This window comes from Pseudomonas sp. B21-015 (assembly GCF_024749285.1).
In the GTDB taxonomy this organism is placed as follows: domain Bacteria; phylum Pseudomonadota; class Gammaproteobacteria; order Pseudomonadales; family Pseudomonadaceae; genus Aquipseudomonas.
Map to the genome: position 1 here is coordinate 4,250,777 of NZ_CP087196.1, position 20,538 is coordinate 4,271,314.

General features: G+C 52.6%; 18 protein-coding genes. All 18 read right to left on the bottom strand.

All coding sequences use genetic code 11. From position 1 onward, the window contains the following. Positions 1–124: 124 nt before the first annotated feature. Positions 125–484 carry a VanZ family protein gene (locus LOY38_RS19245; protein WP_258696602.1) on the bottom strand — a complete coding sequence of 120 codons (360 nt, stop codon included), beginning with the start codon at positions 482–484 and terminating at the stop codon, positions 125–127. After that, positions 481–2,571 carry a YjbH domain-containing protein gene (locus LOY38_RS19250; RefSeq protein WP_258696603.1) on the bottom strand — a complete coding sequence of 697 codons (2,091 nt, stop codon included), beginning with the start codon at positions 2,569–2,571 and terminating at the stop codon, positions 481–483. Before LOY38_RS19250 ends, LOY38_RS19245 begins: the two co-directional genes overlap by 4 nt. A gap of 8 nt (positions 2,572–2,579) precedes the next feature. Beyond that, positions 2,580–3,347: a capsule biosynthesis GfcC family protein gene (locus LOY38_RS19255; RefSeq protein ID WP_258696604.1), complete on the bottom strand. Its 768-nt coding sequence runs from the start codon at positions 3,345–3,347 to the stop codon at positions 2,580–2,582. After that, positions 3,344–4,003, bottom strand: a complete 660-nt coding sequence (locus tag LOY38_RS19260) for a YjbF family lipoprotein (protein WP_309475853.1) — start codon at positions 4,001–4,003, stop codon at positions 3,344–3,346. Before LOY38_RS19260 ends, LOY38_RS19255 begins: the two co-directional genes overlap by 4 nt. 14 nt (positions 4,004–4,017) lie before the next feature. After that, complete coding sequence (locus LOY38_RS19265) at positions 4,018–5,130, bottom strand: polysaccharide biosynthesis/export family protein (RefSeq protein ID WP_258696605.1); 1,113 nt, start codon at positions 5,128–5,130, stop codon at positions 4,018–4,020. A gap of 86 nt (positions 5,131–5,216) precedes the next feature. Further along, positions 5,217–5,495, bottom strand: coding sequence for a hypothetical protein (locus LOY38_RS19270; protein WP_258696606.1), 279 nt, complete (start codon positions 5,493–5,495; stop codon positions 5,217–5,219). A gap of 430 nt (positions 5,496–5,925) precedes the next feature. Continuing rightward, the gene (rfbC, locus tag LOY38_RS19275) at positions 5,926–6,465 is read right to left on the bottom strand and encodes a dTDP-4-dehydrorhamnose 3,5-epimerase (RefSeq protein WP_258696607.1); all 540 of its coding nucleotides are present in this window, start codon (positions 6,463–6,465) and stop codon (positions 5,926–5,928) included. After that, positions 6,462–7,340 (bottom strand): glucose-1-phosphate thymidylyltransferase RfbA, encoded by an 879-nt coding sequence (gene rfbA / locus LOY38_RS19280; RefSeq protein ID WP_258696608.1) that lies wholly within the window; start codon positions 7,338–7,340, stop codon positions 6,462–6,464. Before rfbA ends, rfbC begins: the two co-directional genes overlap by 4 nt. A gap of 45 nt (positions 7,341–7,385) precedes the next feature. Beyond that, complete coding sequence (rfbB, locus tag LOY38_RS19285; RefSeq protein WP_258696609.1) at positions 7,386–8,456, bottom strand: dTDP-glucose 4,6-dehydratase; 1,071 nt, start codon at positions 8,454–8,456, stop codon at positions 7,386–7,388. Between the two features lie 81 nt (positions 8,457–8,537). Beyond that, positions 8,538–9,941 (bottom strand): mannose-1-phosphate guanylyltransferase/mannose-6-phosphate isomerase, encoded by a 1,404-nt coding sequence (locus LOY38_RS19290; RefSeq protein WP_258696610.1) that lies wholly within the window; start codon positions 9,939–9,941, stop codon positions 8,538–8,540. 53 nt (positions 9,942–9,994) lie between these two features. Further along, positions 9,995–11,101, bottom strand: a complete 1,107-nt coding sequence (locus LOY38_RS19295; protein WP_258696611.1) for a DUF1972 domain-containing protein — start codon at positions 11,099–11,101, stop codon at positions 9,995–9,997. Beyond that, on the bottom strand, positions 11,094–12,239 hold the full coding sequence (locus LOY38_RS19300; protein ID WP_258696612.1) for a glycosyltransferase family 4 protein: 1,146 nt from the start codon (positions 12,237–12,239) through the stop codon (positions 11,094–11,096). The genes LOY38_RS19295 and LOY38_RS19300 overlap by 8 nt, the downstream gene beginning before the upstream one ends. 20 nt (positions 12,240–12,259) lie before the next feature. Further along, complete coding sequence (locus LOY38_RS19305; protein WP_258696613.1) at positions 12,260–13,324, bottom strand: polysaccharide pyruvyl transferase family protein; 1,065 nt, start codon at positions 13,322–13,324, stop codon at positions 12,260–12,262. Continuing rightward, positions 13,321–14,496, bottom strand: a complete 1,176-nt coding sequence (locus LOY38_RS19310; RefSeq protein WP_258696614.1) for an oligosaccharide flippase family protein — start codon at positions 14,494–14,496, stop codon at positions 13,321–13,323. Before LOY38_RS19310 ends, LOY38_RS19305 begins: the two co-directional genes overlap by 4 nt. A 20-nt stretch (positions 14,497–14,516) precedes the next feature. Further along, entirely contained in the window at positions 14,517–15,575 is a 1,059-nt protein-coding gene (locus LOY38_RS19315) for a glycoside hydrolase family 5 protein (protein WP_258696615.1), read from the bottom strand. Continuing rightward, positions 15,568–16,845: an O-antigen ligase gene (locus LOY38_RS19320; RefSeq protein ID WP_258696616.1), complete on the bottom strand. Its 1,278-nt coding sequence runs from the start codon at positions 16,843–16,845 to the stop codon at positions 15,568–15,570. The genes LOY38_RS19315 and LOY38_RS19320 overlap by 8 nt, the downstream gene beginning before the upstream one ends. Then, entirely contained in the window at positions 16,836–17,993 is a 1,158-nt protein-coding gene (locus LOY38_RS19325) for an acyltransferase (RefSeq protein WP_258696617.1), read from the bottom strand. The genes LOY38_RS19320 and LOY38_RS19325 overlap by 10 nt, the downstream gene beginning before the upstream one ends. 299 nt (positions 17,994–18,292) lie before the next feature. Beyond that, positions 18,293–20,521 carry a polysaccharide biosynthesis tyrosine autokinase gene (locus LOY38_RS19330; RefSeq protein WP_258696618.1) on the bottom strand — a complete coding sequence of 743 codons (2,229 nt, stop codon included), beginning with the start codon at positions 20,519–20,521 and terminating at the stop codon, positions 18,293–18,295. Positions 20,522–20,538: the final 17 nt, after the last annotated feature.

Sequence of the window (20,538 nt, forward strand, 5' to 3'; positions counted from 1 at the left end):
GCAGCCTCGCAGGCTCGGCAGCTGCTACGGGCGGATGGAGGGCAAGAGAGGTGTTGCTGGAGGGGGATACAGCGAGGATCAACGGTTACAACATGCCGACAAACTGCCAGGTGCCTAACGCCTTTCAGCGCACCCAGCACCTGGAGACCAACAACCCCATCAACACGCCGATACAGTTTGCCAGCATGTCATAGGGCGAAGCCGTGCGCAGCGGCATCAAACCTTGCGCGAGCTCAATGAGTACGCCGGTGAGCAAACACCCCAAGGCTACCCAAAGAAACCTCACATTGGGGAAGGCCAGGCGGCAACTGCACGTAAAAACCAGAAAGCCGATCCAGTGATGGAGCTTGTCCTCTTCGACGAACAGCTCCGGGATCGATTGAGGGCGCAAACCTGCGTACAGCAAAATCACAGTCACCGCAGCAAAGGCCAGGCCCCGGAGCCAGAATGGCAACTCGACCAAGCCTTTGAGCCACGTGATCATTCAGTGATTTTCTCGAAGTTGTTGTAGAACAGGCTGCTGTCGCGCCCGTCGGTCATGGTCTGCAGCGAGTAGGCACGGTTCAGGCGCGCACCACCGTCGCGGGTCAGTGGCGCCCAGACGATATTGGCCCGGCGCATGGTCGAGGTACTCATCATCTCGTCGAACGGGATGGAAATATAGATCCCTTTGTCGAAGCTACCCTCACCATATTCCGCCTTCGACGCGGTAGTCAGAGTGACCCAGCCGCCAAACTTCACGCCGTTCTTGAACTCCCGCGACAAGTCGACAGTGGTACCCCAGTCCCGCGCCAGATAACGCCCGACACTGACCGCTGCAAGCATGTCATTGGGCAGCTCAGTATAGCTGGTGACATGGCCCGTCACGGTCTGGTAATCGCGCAGACCGAAGCCCTGATCAAAATCCCGTTGACGCACGAAGTTCAGATCGGCGCCCACCGACCAGCGTTTCCCCGCGGGTCGATACAGCACTTCGCTGCCGACACCGGCATACATGGATTCCAGATAGCCGCCGTAGACCATGCCATACAGGTCCCTATCCAGCTGCGTCGCGTGGTTGAACTGGAACGTCGGCATCGTCACATCGGAGGTGGTCAGGTATTTACGCAAATCGGTGCGCACTCGCGGCAGCCCGCTCGGCGCGTCGTAGGTGAACTTGTCGTAGTTGTTCAGCAGGTTGGCACTGAGCAGGCCGCTCCACCAGGTGTTGCGGGTGAAACGGTACTCCGCGTCAGCATCGGCGGTGAACTGATAGAGCAGCCCGTCGGGGCCACCGATGTTCTGTTTGTAGCCCAGGCCCAAGCCATAGCTGAACGGTTCCAGCGCCTGGGTGTAGAGCGTGGTTTCCCGGTGCGCAGTCGCCGGATTGACCTCGGTCGTACGGTGCAGATCCTTCAGCGGCTGGTCGTTGTTCACCACCGCGCGGAAGGTTTCCCGTGGCACGCTGGTTTCCTCGACGGACATGTCATAGCGCTGGTTCACCAGGGTGAACCAGTCGATGTCCTGATTGACGCTGTTATCGAGAATCCGGCTGGCTCGCCCAACGGCCTTGGCCGGATAAAAATAACGGGACTGCTCGCCATACACCATCAGCTCCGAACCGCGCCGGGCGATGCGTTTCACCTTGTATCCGGCATTTTGTTGCAGCCGGTTGGAGACATCGGCCCAGTTGACTTGGTCGGGCGGAGTCGACGGCGCCTGCGCCGGCAGCGGCTCGGCGGGAGGGTCGTAAGTTTTGACCGGCGCCTTGCGGCTGACAAAGTTGGTGTGCAGGGTGATGCCGAACATCGCGGTATTGCCGCGCTCCCAGCCGGCGCTCAGATCGACGCTGTCGGCCAGCTTGTAGACCACACCGAAGTTGATCGGCAGGTCTTGTTTGAGCGGGTTGTCCAGCGGCTCATTCTTGTAATCGTTGCCCTCGTACTCGATCTTCAGGCTCAGTGGCTCCCACGGCGTTTGATAAGCGACCCCGCCAAACAACGAAGGGTGCCCTCTGAAATACGCGTTGGCATTCACGTCCCCTGCCCTGGCGACAGCCGCCGTGCTCTGCGGCCGGTCGTTGAACTGGCTGCCGAAGACCGACAGCGGGTTACTGAAATCCCCCCGATTACCCAGATAACCCCAGGCAATGCCGAGGCTGAAATCGAGGTTGCCATAACGCTTGTTGGCGGCGAAATATTCGCTGGAAAACAGCCCGGTACCGCCGATGTCCCGGGCGCCGATGGCGACTTGCGGCGCCCAGCGACTTTCTTCCCAAAGCCGTGCCTTGAAATCGATGGCCTTGTCTTTGAAACTCTGGTCGCCACTCAATTCTTCGGTGCCGTACTTGCGGTTGGTGATGGCGGTGTAACGAAACGAGCCCTCCAGCCAATCGAACGGCTGCAAGGAAAAACTGTAGCGTGAGTAAGGATCGGTACGACTGGCCGTGGCACTCAACTCCCCCGCGGGGGCCATGCGAGCGGTGGGGGTCTGTAGCAGACCGACGCCACCAAAATCACTCTGGGTGTAGCGCGGTTCACCGTGAGCCAGTCCGTAAGGCAGAAGCAATGCAGCAGCAAAACGTAACTTCAACGGGCACTTCAAGGGGCCACCTCAGCCTGGGGTTGAGTGGCGAGGAACTCGGCCAGTTGTTGATTGAGCTCAGGGGTCGGCGTCTCGAGATCGTCGCTCCTGATCGGCACCAGGATCCTGCTGCCAGGAGCCGCCACGACGCCGTCCTCACGATTCCATGCCGCCACGCCCACGCGCCGTACCTGGCCGTCGGGCTGGATCAGCCACAGATAATCGCGCTCGGCATCGTCGAGGATGGTGCAGTCCCGGGCATAAACACGCGCTTCCAGCAGGGCGCGGTAAGGCACCCGACAGGGCTGCGCGACCGCCCCCAGAATCTCTACGGTGGATGGCCGCTCGGGGTAAATCAGACGGTCGCCATCATCCAGTAGAGCGTTGCGGGCGAACCCCACCTCCACGGCGATCGGGTCGAGCACCGCGACCTGCCGTCCGGTGACTGACAGTTGCGCAACCTGCTCATACAGACGCGTACTCAACTCTGCTCGCGTGTTTTTGCCGTCGAGCAAGGCGCCCCGTTGCAGCAGCTTCAGATCGAACAGGACACCCGCCTTCAAACGCGCCTGTTTGTCCACCAATGAACGGTGCAGCCAAGCCGCGCCCAGCCAGTAACTTTCGGCGTTGGGTTGGGCGACGCGAATAACGTCCAGCAAGCGTGCACCGGGTTTGACCTCGATGGGGCCGGGGCTGCGCACGTCACCGCTGACCGTGACGGCCGCCTGGCCCACGGCCGGGCCGATCAACAGCAGGCCAAGCAAGAAAAGGTTTGAACACTTCACTGGGCCGCTCCCCTGTCAGGGCGCACCTGCACGATGTTCAGAAACAGCTGCGGCGTCAGATGCTGCTCGCTGCGCAGGATGAAACCGTCCTGGGGGTCGACCCAGTAGCGGTTGGTGGCGTGGAAATTCAGGGTGGGTGCATCCACCTGCTCGTCGATGCGCAGCAAGACGTATTCCTTGTCCAGAATGCTGATGGTCTCGATGCCGTGGGGGTTGAAACGGCTGTTGACCGCGATACCGATTCGGTTGCCGTCGTAGATGTCGATCCAGCGCGTGCTGGTATAACCGTCGGGCAAATGCTGAAGGCCGTGCTTGAACGGCGACTCATCATTGAAACGAGTGCCATCCAGTGAAACACCCAGCCCGACGGTACGTACCACCAGACCGTCGCGCATCATCAGCACTTGCTTGCCGGAAGCGACCCAGAACTGCAGGTCGCCCCGCCGACGAGCCATGGCCATCACCCCCTCGCTGGAGGGGGTGGTGACCAGTATCTGCGGATACGGCACGGCATCGACCTGAGCACGGGTCAAGTTGATGGAGGCAGGCCCCGCGACGGATGTTTCGAGGGTGTCCCAGGAGGCCTTCATCAACGGGTTACACCCGCACAGCAAGAGCGCCATCGTCAGACTGGCGAAGGTAGGCAAATTTTTCACGGCGGGATTGAGCCTTATCTGCTGTTGGCTTCGCTGAGGTCATTAAGAGAGCTGGCACCGGTCCCGAGAACGGTGGCCGTAGGCAGAAGCTGGCTGATCAGACGGTTCCAGCGTGTCACGCCGGCCGGGCCGACATAGACGATGTCTTGCGGTTGCAAGTCAAAGCGGGTGGCCAGCACTAGGGCCGAAGGCGATTCGGCATCGAGCTGGAACACCTTGGCCGGTTCGGTTTCCAGGTGGTCCGCGCCGCGAATCACGTACACCGCATTGCCGTTGGAGGTGGTCTGGTTCAAGCCCCCCACCGTGCCCAGCGCATCGGTCAGGTTGATCGATTTGCTCTTGAAGCTCAGGGCGCGAGGCTGGTTGACCTCACCCATGACATAGATACGTTTTTGGTCGTTATAAGGCAGGTACAGCCGGTCGCCGCCCTTGAGGTAGACGCCCTGCAGCTGTGAGTCCTGCCGATTGAGGGTGTCCAGATCAAGCTTGTATTCACGCCCGTCCCGGGTCAGCGTCAGGCCCGACAGGTCGGCATTCGAGGGGTCCACACCGGCCGCGCCAACGGCCTCCACCACGCTCAGCGGGGTGGTGGTGATCGGCTGCTGGCCGGCTTTGAGCACCGCACCGGAAATCACCACGGTCTGGCTGGCGAAGCGCAATACGCTGACGTCGACCTGGGGGCTTTCGACAAATTGCGACAAGCGCTCGGCAATAAAAGCTCGCAACTCTTCGATGGTTTTACCGGCGGCCGGCACATTACCGATGTAGGGATAAAACAGCGTGCCGTCCGGACGAACCAGACGACCGTTGGCATCGATTTGCTGTTGCGGCCCCGAAGGCGCCGTCAACTCGGGGTGATCCCAGACCGTGATAAACAACAGGTCATTGGCACCCACGCGATAACCACCGGGCACATAGGACAACAACGCCGATGGCACCGATTCGCGAACCTGCGTGGCGGCATCCATGGCAATCAATTTAGGCGTGATGGGAATAAGCTCCACCCGGCTACTTTCCACAGAGCCGTCACTGACCATTTGACTGGTGTCCATGTGTTGACCAGGCGAAAACATACAGCCGTGCAAGCTGATACTTGCCAGCATAACAACAGATAATCTACGGATCATAATGGCACTACGCTAGTCGAGGGCAAATCTAAAACAAGATCACCCAGAAAGTTCTGAGTGATCTTGAACAACATACTTCGCGGGGTTTAGTTGGTACCTGTCGTACCACCAGTACCGGTTGTGCCACCCGTTCCAGAGGTACCGCCATTGGAACTGCCGCCGGAGCTGGAGGCGGCCGCAGCAGCGCCGATAATGGCCGCGCCGACCACCACGGTTTCGGCGACCGTCACGCCCCCGACCAGCGGGGTATTCAAGGACAGTGGCTCGTCCAGTGCTTCGCTTGCCGTTTCACTCGGTGGTGCATCCGCCGCCAACGCCGCGGTGCTCATGACAGCCAGCAAGCTGGCAGTAAGTAGTTTCTTCATATCAGACTCCTTCTCGACATCAACTCTGCATTAGATTTGATACTAAGGGACCGGGAATGGAACAACAGATGAATGAACTGACACCCGTAAGTTGAACGAGCCCGTTCATGCACATTGCCTCCTTTGGAGGATGTCATTTATAGGGAGTGCATGCCATACGCCGAATCCCGTCACATCCTCGGCAAAAGCGCTTGCGCGGGGCAAGGATTATTGACAAATAAAGGCGATTTTCAAAGATATTCGCCACACAACAAGGCATTTTAAGTACAAACTTACGAGTGTGAGTCACTCGCCTCAGGCGTCTATTGTTATTATTAGTCAGGATTCTCCCGACTTCTTATCCCGCAAGGTTCTACTGCGATTGGAAATTCAGGCTAAATAACATCAGGTCATCAATAGTTAATATTAACTATAGACCATTATTAATCCGTCATTCCCCGCTCAACAGCGCGCGCAATCGCGGGTTGCGCAAGTCTTTTTCCGAGAGTTGAGGTGACTCCAAAGGCCAGGCAATGTCCAGGTCCGGATCACTCCAGAGCAGACCACCTTCGTCCTCGGGAAAATACAGATCGGTGCATTTGTATTGAAAATCGGCGGTTTCACTGAGCACACAAAAGCCGTGGGCATAACCTGGCGGCACCCATAGCTGAAGATGGTTGTCGGCGGTCAACTTGACCCCTACATGCTCGCCGCAAGTGGCCGATTCGGGATTGATGTCCACCACCACGTCGTATACCGCCCCTTGGGAAACCCGCACCAACTTGCCCTGGGGCCGGGTCCGCTGGAAGTGCAAACCACGCAACACGCCATACTGCGAGCGCGAGTGATTGTCCTGGACGAAAGGCAACTCGACGCCAGCGTCGCGATAACGCTGCTGGTGATAACTCTCGAAAAAGAACCCGCGGCCATCGCCAAACACCTTGGGCTCGATAATCAGTACGCCAGGCAACCGGGTGTTGATGACATTCATATCGCAGGCTCCGTGCTCAGCACCCGTGCCAGGTATTGGCCGTAACCGGTTTTGCATAACGCCGTGGCTTGCTGATCCAGTTGTGCAGCCGACAACCAACCCTGGTGGTAGGCCACTTCCTCCAGACAGGCCACTTTCAAGCCCTGCCGCGCTTCGATGGTCTGGACGAAATGCCCGGCCTCCATCAATGAATCATGGGTCCCGGTGTCCAGCCAGGCAAAACCACGCCCCAGCACGCTGACGTGCAAATCCCCGCGCTGTAGATACGCGTTGTTCACATCAGTGATTTCAAGCTCGCCGCGGATCGAAGGCTTGACTTGCTTTGCAATGCTCACCACGTCTTTGTCGTAGAAATACAAGCCGGTGACGGCATAGTCGGACTTCGGGTGTTTAGGCTTCTCTTCGATCGAGATCGCCTTGCCGTTACTGTCGAACTCGACAACGCCAAAGCGCTCCGGGTCGCTGACTCGATAACCAAAGACAGTGGCACCGTTCTGTCGTTGTGACGCTTCGCGCAACAAGGCGCTGAAGCCATAACCATAGAAAATGTTGTCGCCCAGAATCAACGCCACATTGCTGTCGCCGATAAAGTGCTCGCCGATCAGAAAGGCCTGGGCCAGACCATCGGGAGAAGGTTGTTCGGCATAGCTGAGTTCAATACCGAAAGAAGAACCGTCACCCAACAGGTTCTGGAAGTTGGGCAAGTCCTGCGGCGTGGAAATAATCAAGATCTCGCGAATGCCCGCCAGCATTAATACCGACAGCGGATAGTAAATCATCGGCTTGTCGTAGACCGGAAGCAGCTGTTTGGATACACCACGGGTAATGGGATGCAAGCGGGTGCCGGAGCCTCCCGCCAGAATGATGCCTTTCATATGAGGATTCCCTTCGAAACTTAATAGAGGCAGGGTTTGAATGTTTCAGCCGACGTGGCCAAGACGCTCCGACCGGTACTGGCCGTTGAGTATCCGTTCCCACCACCCTTGATGGTTCAGATACCACTGAACCGTTTTGCGTATGCCGCTCTCAAAGGTTTCCTGTGGTCGCCAACCGAGCTCACGCTCGATCTTGCCCGCATCGATGGCGTAACGAAGATCATGCCCCGGCCGATCCTTGACGAAGGTAATCAGCTCGCGATAACGCGCGACGCCCGCAGGTTTATCGGGAGCCAACTCCTCGAGCAGATCGCACAGGGCTTGCACCACCTCAAGATTGGTTTTCTCGTTGTGGCCGCCGATGTTATAGGTTTCGCCAACCTCGCCACGGCGCACGACCTCGCATAAAGCACGCGCATGATCTTCTACAAACAGCCAGTCGCGAATCTGCAAGCCGTCGCCATAAACCGGCAGAGGCCGGCCGTGGATGGCATTCAGAATCACATGGGGAATCAACTTCTCGGGGAAGTGATAAGGGCCATAGTTGTTCGAGCAATTGGTCACCAGCACGGGCAGGCCATACGTACGCTGCCAGGCCCGAACCAGATGATCTGAACTGGCCTTGGAGGCCGAATAGGGTGAACTGGGCGCATAAGGCGTGGTTTCACTGAACAGACTATCGGTGCCTTCCAGGTCGCCATACACCTCATCGGTGGAGATATGGTGGAAGCGAAAAGCCTGTTTGAGCTCTTCCGACAACCCGTTCCAATAACGCCGGGTCGCTTCGAGCAAGGTATAGGTACCAACAATATTGGTCTGGATAAAGTCCGCAGGACCGTCGATGGAACGATCGACATGGGACTCTGCGGCCAGGTGCATGACTGCATCCGGTCGAAATACCGTGAATACCTGATCCAGTGCCCGAGCGTCGCAGATATCGACCTTGAAGAAGTGGTAGCGCGGCGACTCGTCGATGCTCGACAGGGAGTCGCAATTGCCTGCGTAGGTCAACTTGTCAACGTTCGCGACCCTGCAGGTGGTTTCACTTATCAGGTGGCGTACCACTGCTGATCCAATGAAACCGGACCCACCGGTAACGAGGATTTTTTTAAACATGAGTGGAGATCCTGACGGCGAAATGAAAGATTAAATCGGTGACCCGCACCGCTGTCGGCTAACCCAATGGATGACGGAGGTTCATGCCCTGCCGTATTTATCTTCAAACCGCACGATATCGTTCTCGCCCAGGTAGGAGCCGGACTGAACTTCGATCAGCTCAAGAGGAATGACACCCGGGTTCTCGAGCGCATGCACTTGACCGATCGGGATGTAAGTCGACTGATTCTCGGAGACCAGATAGGTCTGCTCACCGTTGGTCACTTTGGCCGTACCGCTAACGACGATCCAGTGCTCGGCGCGGTGGTGATGCATCTGCACAGACAGCTTCGCTCCCGGCTGCACCGTGATACGTTTCACTTGATACCGAGCGCCTTTATCTATCGAGTCATACATACCCCACGGGCGATAAACTTCTCTGTGGTTCGAGTACTCATGGCGATCGGATTGCTTGAGCCGTTCCACTACTTTTTTAACGTCTTGCACCTGATCCTTGCGGGCCACAAGAATGGCGTCGTTGGTTTCAACGATGACCAGTCCTTCAACGCCAATGGTCGCGATCAAGCGGCTGTTCGCATGAACATAGGTATTGAATGTGTTCTCGGCGAAGACATCCCCCTTGAGCACGTTACCGTCAGCATCTTTTGCAAAGGCATCGGCGAGCGCAGACCAGGAGCCAATGTCACTCCATCCGGCATTCATCGCGACCATCACCGCGTCGTCGGTCTTTTCCATTACCGCGTAGTCAATAGAGTCCTCGGGGCACGCAGAAAACAAAGCCCGGTCAACCCGAGTGAAATTCAAATCCTGCGAACCGTTGCCCAAGGCCTCGATACAGGCAGACAAAATATCGGGCCGGAATTTTTGCAACTCTTCCAGATAACGGCTCGCGCGGAACAGGAACATGCCGCTGTTCCAGAAGAAATTGTTCGTGAGCACGTACGCTTGAGCCGTCGCCAGATCGGGTTTCTCGACAAAACGGTTCACTCTGAAACCGCCACCGATATCGTCGCCCTTCTCAATATAGCCATACCCCGTTTCAGGATAGGTGGGCACTATTGCGAAGGTCACTAACTTCCCTTCCATCGCCAACGGAAGCGCGACCCTGATGCTCTCTTGAAAAGCGTCGACATCTTTAATGGTGTGATCCGCCGGCAAAATCAGCAGCATCGGGTCTTGACCTTCGACCGTTGCCTGCAGCGCGGCCAACGCCACCGCTGGCGCCGTATTACGACCGACGGGCTCAAGCAGGATATTGGCATCTCCCATGCCCAGTTTTCGCAACTGTTCAGCGGCCAGAAACCGATGTTCTTCGTTGCAGATGAGCCTGGGGGGCTGTATCTCCAGCCCATCAAGTCTCTGAATGGTGGCCTGCAACAAAGAGAGATTGGTATCTATTAAAGACAAAAACTGCTTGGGGTTCAGTTGTCGCGAAAGCGGCCACAGGCGCGAGCCAGAACCTCCAGATAAAATAACCGGAATCATTTAGCACCTCATCGAAAAGTAACAGCCTGGATTAGATCGAAGTAATGGATGACTTATGAAGGTCGCCATTCAATGAAAAGCTGTTCATACGCACTCAACACTTTTTCCCACTTGAAACACTCTACAAATCTCGCGGCACCGACTTCTTTCATATCCGCAATTCTGTCTTCATCCGCCAGCCATTCATCCAACAGGCACGAAAGAGATTGTTTGTCCGAAAAGTAGGCTGCACCCTCACCCACGACCCAACGGTTAAATGGGTTATCGTGAGCAATAATTGCGCAGCCAGCGCCAAGCGCCTCGACCAAAGACGGGTTGGTTCCGCCAACACGATGACCGTGGAGATAGAAACGACTGAAATACCTGAGTGCCTGAACGATGTTCGAATCGTAGATGGCACCTGGAAATATCACCTCATCACTTGCGGCGTCCATCACCTTCTTGTGATATTCGTTCGTGCTCGGCGTAAAGTTTCCAAGCACCACAAGTTTATGATTCCTGACCGAGGAACTAAACGCATCGACCATCTCGAAAAAAGAGTTTTCCGGTTCAGGCCTGGCAATAATAATAGAGAAGTTTTTCGGTTCCAGGCCGAAACCTGCCAACACTTCGACAGACGCCGTTTTCACTTCATCGCCACCATAGGGAATCATGGTGATCTTATCGGCACTGACTCGAGTGGCAAGGTGGTCTTTTATCTTTGGATGATCGGCGACCAGATGATTACCTATCCAGCAACCCAATCGCTCATTTATCCAGAACCAGGTCTTGGCAATCGCCCCCCACTTTTCTCTACGCCATTCAATGCCGTCCATATTGATTATATTGGTCTGGCCTTTCGCACGTTGCAGCAGATTAAAAATGGCGGTGTTATACCCCAACGTCAAAAACAAACCTTTTTCACTCAACGCATGACGCACAGCCTTGAAATCAAAAATAACAGTACCCAGCGCACCCTCTCTGGAGACCGGTATATGAACACGACGAATACCTTGCCATTCGGTTTCCGTTATGGCGCCACTGCCGCTTTCCTGGCAATAAACGGTAATTCTCCAACCCCTTTCCTTCAGGTAGACCGCCAGCTTTTCGGCAAATGTCTCGAAGCCGCCATGCTGTGCCGGAATGCCTCTTATCCCTAGAATCAACAAGTGCCTATTCATAAGTTTCAAATACCTTAATGTGCTGACGCGCTACGCGCGTCCAATCATGCTTTTCGATCATCGCGGCTCGAGCGTTCTGCGAAATGTCCTCTGCAGCATCTGAGCCCAGGGCTGCAAGTATTTGCCGAGCCAGATCCTGTGGGTCATCCGCTTCAAACAAAAAGCCATTTCGACTGTCGTCCACAACTTCAACCATGGCGGGCAGACGTGAAGACACGGTAATACAGCCGTACGACATCGCCATTAGCAGCACGCCGCTTTGGTAGATCTTCTTATAGGGCAGGACCACGATATCGGCAGAGGAATAATAAAAGTCGACATCCTCGTCATTGATATAGCGAATATGTGGAATCACCACACTCGATATGTTTTTTGATTTTATTATGTCTTCATAGTGCTGAAACGAATCCTTCCATACTTTACCGGCGATGAGCAATACGGCATCAGGCTCAAGTTTCGACACGATCTCCATTGCACTCAAAAGAACATCCAGGCCCTTGACCTTTTTTATCTGACCAAAGAAGAGTATGAGCTTTTTATCGACGGGCAATGATAAGTGCTGGCGAGACAAAACGGTCTCTCGCCTTTTCACGAACGGAAGGTAGTTACCGTGAGGAATAATAGCTATCTTTTTATTGATACCCTGCGCGGAAATCACCGACCGCAATTCTTGCCGAGAGAACTCGTTATGAACAATAAACTCCTCCGGCGCTCGCAATATGGAAGTATGGGTTCTTGTCAGAGAACTCCCTGAAAACGATTCAACATCATGAACCGTGGCGACTATTTTTATCCCACTAAACTTCAACAGGTTGCACGTTATCAACTCGAGCAGCGAGTACTGAAAAAAATGCAAATGGCAAATTTTTCCGCCTTTCCTCTTTATATCAATGATGGATCTCGTCAACGCCGTGATGAACCTGGCGAGCCTGATAACTTTATTAGACTTACCGTAGACCCCTTTAAAGAACTTATTTATCGTGAAATTACTTGAGCTTTGCTCCTGCGATTCAGGGCAAGTGTAGAGATGTACAGTGGCGTTATTCAGAACCAATCCTTGCCCAAGGCCGGTGTTGTAATAATTCATTCCACCATGCCCTCCTACCGGTTCAATGATGAAATAATTCAAGTGACCCATGAGGAAAATCCTTATTCAGATCAATTTAACAACTGGTATATTTCGTGAACAGTCGATTGCGCCAGCTGTCTATGCGTGCTTTTTTCGCCTGCGGAACCGATTTTGTATTGAGGTACAAATCTGTTTATCGCCCCCCTGTGAATCAAACACTCATCGGTGTGCGTCTCAGCGGTAAACTTTTTATTCTTGTCTGAGTAGTTATACAAAGAGAAGGGAGTCCCTACCGAATAAGCGACCACCGCAGGGTGCAACCGGGCACTGATCACATGCCTGGCATTTTTAATACAGTCGATGGACCGATCAATATCACTGCCTGGAATTTTAAATACCGAGAACCCACAATCTTCGAGCTCACGCTCGGCGTACAGCGATACACCCGCATCAACTTCGGCGTCCGCATTCAGTACGCCGATCCTATTAACACCCAACGCTATACACGCCTTTATTGAAACACCTAATAACTGCCTATAGATATCGCCACTGGATTGTTCGCCATATCCTTCAAGATCACGCAAGCACAAGATAATGTAATTATCCGCGCCCTCCAGATCACCCGCGCCCTCGACATCGCCTATATCAAGCGCATACGCCAAGTCCACAGATTGCTTTATTTTTCCGGAGCGCATCCACGGGTTTATTTTTTTAACGGCTTGCAGCGAAGCCGAATCTCTTATGTAAAGCGCTTTAGCTATTAACGTTGCCAAAAACAAAATCAGCCGGGTTTTCATTTTTTTGTGGTTATCTACCCCAATGCCTGCATAGATAACATTCGCGCCGAACAAGCGGGCCAGCGCCATGTACTTGATCCCACCGGTACCCCCCTCATCCATGAAGCAAGTACCACCGCCCCAGATGATCGCAGAACTGTTTATTACCTTTCTGTAAGCGGCCAATGTGTTGGCCTTATTAAGTTCCACCACTCCCACATCATTATCGCTAATGAAGTTTTGCTTCCTGAGTGACTGACCATCCCCGTAAGTTAATACGGTAAACACCGCACCTGGCTTCTTCAAAGACAGGAGTGACTTCAGCATCAGCAGATCACCAAAGTTATCCCCGTAATAGCCGATAATAGAAACATTCATACTCGCATGCTCTTTCTATAAAGAATATAGTACGAAACCGCTATGAAGAACTCACTAGCCAAGATACTTGCACCAATGCCTTTTGCTTCAAATTGCATTAACAAAACAAACAAGCCGACCTGTAACGCCATCCCGATACTGGCGACCATTATCTTTTTACTCACCCACTCCTCGCTCAATAATGCAGCGCCAAAAGGTGTTGCAAAAAACCTGAACGGAATAGACAACGCCGCTATTTGCAACACCTGGGCCGCATAACCATATTCACCGCCAAACAGCAAATGAATAAGCTCTCGGGAGTAGAAGCTCAAGCCACCCGCAAAAACAGCCCCCACGGCAAAGGAATACAATGAATGTTTTACAGGCAACGATTTTTCCGCACTTGAAAGCGCATGGTATTTTTTTATTAGATAGGTATTAAATACCGTGTTAGGGGCTATATACAGCGCCGTGAGCAACGTATTACAAATCGCCAGATAGCCAGAATAGGTAGAGCCGTAGATCACCCCTAACAAGGAGATGGGAATTTGCAACTGAGCTATATTCAGGGCGCCATTCAACGAGTATTTAATGGAGTCTTTCAAAAAGTCTCGAATTTTCACACCTGCTTTTTTTCCATGCCGTGTTATCAAGGCGACACACAACATCAGGCAAAGAGTGTTAGCCGCCCCCAAGGCTGCTGCGGCGGTGGTAAAACTCGGGACCATCGAATAGAAAATTGCCGCAACCAACAATATCCTTGAAAGCGGCACCACTACCTGGCCAAACGAGATCCGCAGGGGACTGCTCTTGAGCTGACCTTGAGTGATCACGATCGCCTGAGAAGACAGTGCTACAACACCTGTCGCCAGCAAGACCGACTCCAGAAGATCTATGCCTGCTCCATACAACAGCGCCATGCTGATGACATAAGCGCCCAGCGTATTGAGCAACAGGCAAACATAGGCAATTTGCATATACCCGGTATATTCGGACGGAGCCCGGCTGACACGTCTCAACAACAAACTATTTATGCCGCTGAACGCCAGCGCTCCCAGCGTGATGGTAATCGCATTGGAAAATGATATAAGGCCAAAGCTGGCGGCGTCCAAAGTCCTGCTGAGCAGAACTTGAAGTAAAAAAGTCGCACCCGCGGCGCCAAACGATGAGATCAACAGTTGAATTGCTTTCAAGTAAAGTGTCCTGCTCGCGGTTAGTCAGCGGCCTGAAATCGATCGTTCAATCTAAAGTGCGCCTTCAACAGCAAGTACTTCTTGGATGCGCCGTCCGGGGCCAAACCTCTTTTTGTCAGCGACAGTTCGGGGTTCCAGATGTCTGCCTCTTTATAAGAGTGATAAAACCAGCTCCAGCCGTTGCGCTCAAACAGATCCAGCAATGTATTCATGTACAGTTCAGAGTCATCCACCGGACTATAATTCGACACACTGAACTCACCCACTATCACCGGCCCCGGGTGATTTAAAACCCGAGACAGTGTTTTTCTGAAATACAACCTCAAGCTCTTTTCACTTCTAAGCAAAAATGGCAGGCGTTGATTGACAGGAAACTGATGAACACCCTGATGAGTGAAATCCCCTGGATCGTAATAGTGCAGGCTGCCAACGACTGCTTTGTCATCAATCAGGTGAGTGATCTCACTCCAGTTGGAGCGCTGCCCGTTAGGAATTCCATTCGGTTGAATGGTGATGCGGGGCTGGATCAATACCAGTTTATCTGGCGAAATCTTCAAGATTGTTTCTGATACCTGTTTTAGAAAACCCAGGTAGTTCGAAAGGTCAGCCTGCGCCGGTTCGTTCACAATGTCATAACCAATGACCATGCTTTCGTCTTTTAACTTCTCGGCCAGTTGCGCATAGCTCTTGATCAGCTCACTCATCAAGTCGGTATTACGCCAATATTCGTCGCCTATCGAACCCGAGTATTTTTTGACATTGCCAGGAAAAGTATGAACATCGATCAGAATCAGAATATTGTATTTCTTTGCATACCGAATATAGTTATCAAGTACAGCGACTGCCGCACTGTCCAACCCACCCTTCTCATCAAACAATGGATGTGATGCAAACGCCACACGCACCGCATTGACATTCAGTTCATCTAAGCTTTTAAAGTCCCGCTCACTTAAATTCAAATCGACGTTGAATCCTCGTAACGGCATGCCCGCCTTATAATCCAAAGCACTTCGAGTCGATGCCGAGACGTTAAAAGCAACCGCCAAAAGCATGACACACAGGAAAACTCGTCTAAGCATGTCGTTTCGCTCTGTCATTAAGGGCGCAAATGATTCCAAAATTGATCCAGATGATTGCCTGTATGCTATCCGCCCGGAATGACCACCCCTGGATACCGGTTATTAATATCGCGATAATAGAGACCAGCGCGGCCGCCGAGGCATTATTTACAGAAACATCACCTGCCCCTTTGATCGTATTCTTATGAATCTTGTAGATTCCACATATAAGAGCCAAATAACTAATAATCCCTATCAGCCCTGTCTCGGCCATGACTAGCAAATACATATTGTGAGCCGGGTACCTGAAGCTTTTAGATGCACCAAACTCATCGTACTGTTCCATGACATCTACAAAATTATTCCACCCCACACCGATGAGTGGATGCTCTACAAACATATTGAGCGCAATTTTTGCCAAAATCAGCCTTGAGGTCGTACTCGACTCAGGTGCATCAAAAAATCGTGCGTAGAGGTTTTCCAGGTTGTAAATGGCACCCGCCATAATCACCAAAGAAAAAATCACAGAGGTATAAATGATTTTTTTGTTTCTTAGAATCGAGCTGCCATTCGGACGCTTAAAATAGAAAAGGCAAAGTCCTACAACAAAAAAGTACAATACAATTTGAGTTCTTGAGTAGGTCAAGCAAATAACCACAAAGCCTGCTGCAATTGCACCGATATACAGCAGCCGGCCCTTTCCATTTACCGCGCCATAGACACAAAACGGTAATAACAGCACCGTAAACAGAGACAGCAACGCCGGGTGTCTTAATGTACCCGTGACCCGGGTGATTCCATTTTCTACGAAAAGCTCTTTAACTTGCTGGGCATCTTCCGTGACATCGCCGGTTGCCAGTTGATACGCCGCATACAATGTTTCGAAGAGTATCAATAACGCGGCAACCCTGGTGAACTTCTCCATGGACTTGCCATCCTGGAAAACCGATCTCACCACAAGAAACAGTACGATGATCTTCCAGTGCCTGAAAATTTCATACACGGTAAAGCTTACCGCTTCCGAATTAATGATCGACACGGAGGACAACACGACAAAAAATATGGCCATCGCCGTTATGCGGTCAATTTTGATTTTTTCCAGATTGATTTGTTTACTGAAAAAAATGATGGAAACCAGTATCAGAAATAGAAAAATATCGTAGGGTGCTATGGAAAGCTCCGCGCCCCCCAGGTGTATATCAGCCCCCGTCAATCGATATCTCAGGTTGAAGGCCGTCGCTACGAGAAGCAACGGAAACAGCATGTAGTTGACAAGGACCCTTACTGGCATTTTAGTTCTCGAGAATAGACTGACGTGGCTATTCTTTTACCGATATCAATAAAGGGCGTCTCGATATACCGATGAATCACCGATGAAGCCGCATAAGTGAAGACTATTGAGAGCGCGATGAAGAGCGCAACCAAGTCACTGCTCAGATAACCGAACGCTCTCGCGACAATCATCACGGCGTCGATAATCAGGATATGAATCAAATACGTGGAGTACGACAGCACACCCAGTTTGACCAGCATCTTGTTCCTGAGTGGGGCTTTAGACAACTCCAGCATTCTGGTGATCAACGGCTGCCTGAATCGGCCGTTCAATTTGAACGCGATCGCCAATACTGACCATAAAGTGATAGACGCAAAATTGGCAAAGGATCGGCTAATAAGACCTATCCCCAAGACGATGACAATGATCAAAAGTCCATTCTTCAGTTCGTCCTCGCCACGGCGAATCAAATCGTGGGTTAACATACCAATAATGAAAACAGGTAGTTTTATAAGGATGAAGCTGCCGTAAGAGAATGTCAGGCCAGAGTGAGTCAGAAGCAGCAGCGCAATCAAACTTGACGCCACAAGCAGTTCTTTCCCGCGTTTCAGCAAAAAGCCCCACACTAACAACGGCGCAATCAGATAAAACTGCCACTCCAGTGTCAGGCTCCACGCTGGCGCTAAAAAGGCATCTCCTGCATGGGGCAGGACCTGGTCCGGAATCAGCCCCTGAAGCAACATTAAACAAGGCATCAAGTAAGCGGCCACATTGTCACTGATGGTCGACCAATAGTTTTCAACCGCTGCTAATTGCCCAGGGGTGTTCCATGGCATCTCCATGCGAACACTCATCCTCTCATTAAACAACAAGGCAGCCAGGAACATGGCAAGCAGATAAATCGGAATGATTCTGAAAGCGCGCCGAACAATATAGGGTTTATAGTCGCTACTTTTCCCGTTCAGGGCTTTGGCGATAAAAAAGCCGCTTAGACAAATAAAAATATCCACTGGAATAGCCGTGGCCAACAACACTTCATTGATGATAGGAGGTACGTTGCCTATCGCCTGACGAAAGCAGGAATACAGGTGTCCAAAAACGACCCACCACGCCATCAGCCCTCGAATCGATTCCAGCTCTACGTAGAATCCCTGTTTATTTGCCATGGCCATCTTTTTCTCAACTATCCATCAAGAGGAGTCACTTGGAACTGCACACCCATTACTTGCCAATCAGCTCAATCCGAGAAACAGGCTTCTCTTCAGACTTTTTTCGAAAAAACCACGCTACCGCCCCAGGATTTATAGTCAATTTCCTGAGAACACGATGTATTTTTTGTCGGGCAACATGGGTATCAGCTCGTTACCCCTGCCACCCGGGTGGGGTGTCAGGTGCTGATACCTCACACAATCAAAACAACTCAAAAAGAAACTGGAAAGATTTACGGACCTGGGCCGCACCCGGTTTAACTATTATCCGATTGATACTCGTAGTTGTAATAACCGTAAGCACCGTACCCGTATTTTGCCGAAGCGCGTTTTTCTACCCCATTGAAAATGGCACCTCTCAACTCGATGCCGTTTTGCGCGAACCGGCGAATGGTCAGTTCTATTTCTCTGGAGGGATTAAAACCGAAGCGCGCAACAATCAAGTTTGTACCTGACTGTCTGCCGACAATCGCCGCATCGGTCACTGCCAATAACGGAGGGGTATCCAGGATGACCAAGTCATACATTTCACTGACCTGCGACAGCAGCTCAGTGAAGTTTTGATGCATTAACAGTTCCGAAGGGTTGGGTGGTATCTGACCGCGGCTGATGAAGTCGAAATTGTCGATGTCTGTTTTGTGGATCGCGGTTTTCAGATCGCAGCGTTTGGCCAAGACATCGGAAAGCCCGTTGGTGCTGTGGGAATTCATGACTTTGTGGATATAGCCTTTACGCATATCGACGTCGATCAGCAAGACTCGCTGCCCTGTTTGGGCGATCACGGCTGCCAGATTGACCGATACGAAGGTTTTACCGACTTGCGGGCTAGGGCCGGAAATCATCAGACGATTGTTTTCAGCTTCATGCATCGCGAAATGCAGGCTGGTGCGCAAACTGCGAAGCGCTTCAATAGCCAGGTCGGTAGGGTGGTTAACGGCCAGCACCGAGAGGCTGCTGCCGGAACGCTTCCCTCCACGCGTACTTTTTTCATCTGCATTTTTTTGCAGCATGCTGTAGGGAATGGAGGCGTATACCGGGAGCCCAAGCTGCTCAATGGCTTCCGGGCTTTCCAGCCCGCGATTCAATGCCTTGCGCAGCAGAACCAGCAACACGGCCAGGAACCCACCAAGAAAGGTGGCAATCAGAACAATGAGGATTTTTTTGGGTTTGATCGGCTTGATCAGGTTCACATCCGCCGTATCGATCAAACGCACGTTGCCCACCGTCCCGGCGCGCATGACATCGAGCTCCTGGGATTTATTCAGCAGCTGGGTATAGATCGCCGTCCCCACTTCGACGTCACGAGTCAGGCTGAGCAGTTCTTGCTGGGTCGAGGGAAGGTCCTGGACCTTCTCGGCCAGACGCTGTTGTTTACTGCTCAATTCAGCAATCTGAGCGAGCAGCGCACGGTAGGCCGGGTGTTGACGGGTGAACTTTCTATCCATCTCGGCTTGCTGGAGTTTTAGCTGAGAGATAGCCGTGTCCAACGATACAATCTGGTCCAGGATCGCTTTGGTTTCCAGGCTGATGTCCACGGACTTGGTGCGCGTCTGGTACGAATTGAGCGCGTTGCCGGCCTTCTCCAGATCATTCTTGACCTGGGGCAGCTGTTCTTTCAAAAACTCCAGACTTTGCGCGGCCTCGGCAGAAGTCCGTTGTACGTTCTGCTCGACGTAGAGTTCGGAAATCTTATTGAGGATTTTTACCGCCAATTCCGGCTCGGTACTTTCCAGCGCCAACCCGATGATGCCCGACTCTTTCCCACGCTCGATGACATCCAGTGCTTCCTGATAATCCAGAATACTGGTCAACCGTGGTTTGCGGACGATACGAAACCGGGTTCCGGGGTTGGCCCGCAACTCTTCGACAAGCAATTTAACGCCGCGTTGATCGACAACCTCTCCCACCTGCCCTTCAACCAAAAGTTCGTCACTTTCATCGAACAGCTGGAAAGTCCCGTTTTCACCGGCAATGAAGGTCAGTTTTTTGGCTAACTTATCTTGTGGCAGCTCAAGGCGAGCTATTTTTAACGACTCGCCACCCCAGGCGTAACTCGTCATACCCAGCCAAGGACTGGCGACTTCATCCGGGTTGGCACTTTTAAAACGACGTGCAATGAACTCGCCGACAATGGGGAAGTAACTGGGCTCTACGATAATGGCCAGTTTCAACTCATCGACTGTCTTGCCAATCACCGCACGAGACTTGATCAGCTCGATCTCAGTCGCGGAAGGCGACTCTTTCCCCAACATGCTGCTGACATCGGAGAAGCCCAGCAAGTCGTTCTTTTTCGCTTCAACCTGCAGCAGCGCGTTCGCCTGATATACCGGGGTCGCCAGCACCGCGTACGCGGCACCGGTCACCATGAAGGCACCGGTAATCGCGGCAATCAGCCATTTATGGTCGATGAGTGTTCCAAACAAGCCGAGAAGATCAATCTCGTCATTGTCGTCGTCCCGCACGTTGACTACCGGTGCTTGCTGCATAAGTCGGATTCTTTGCC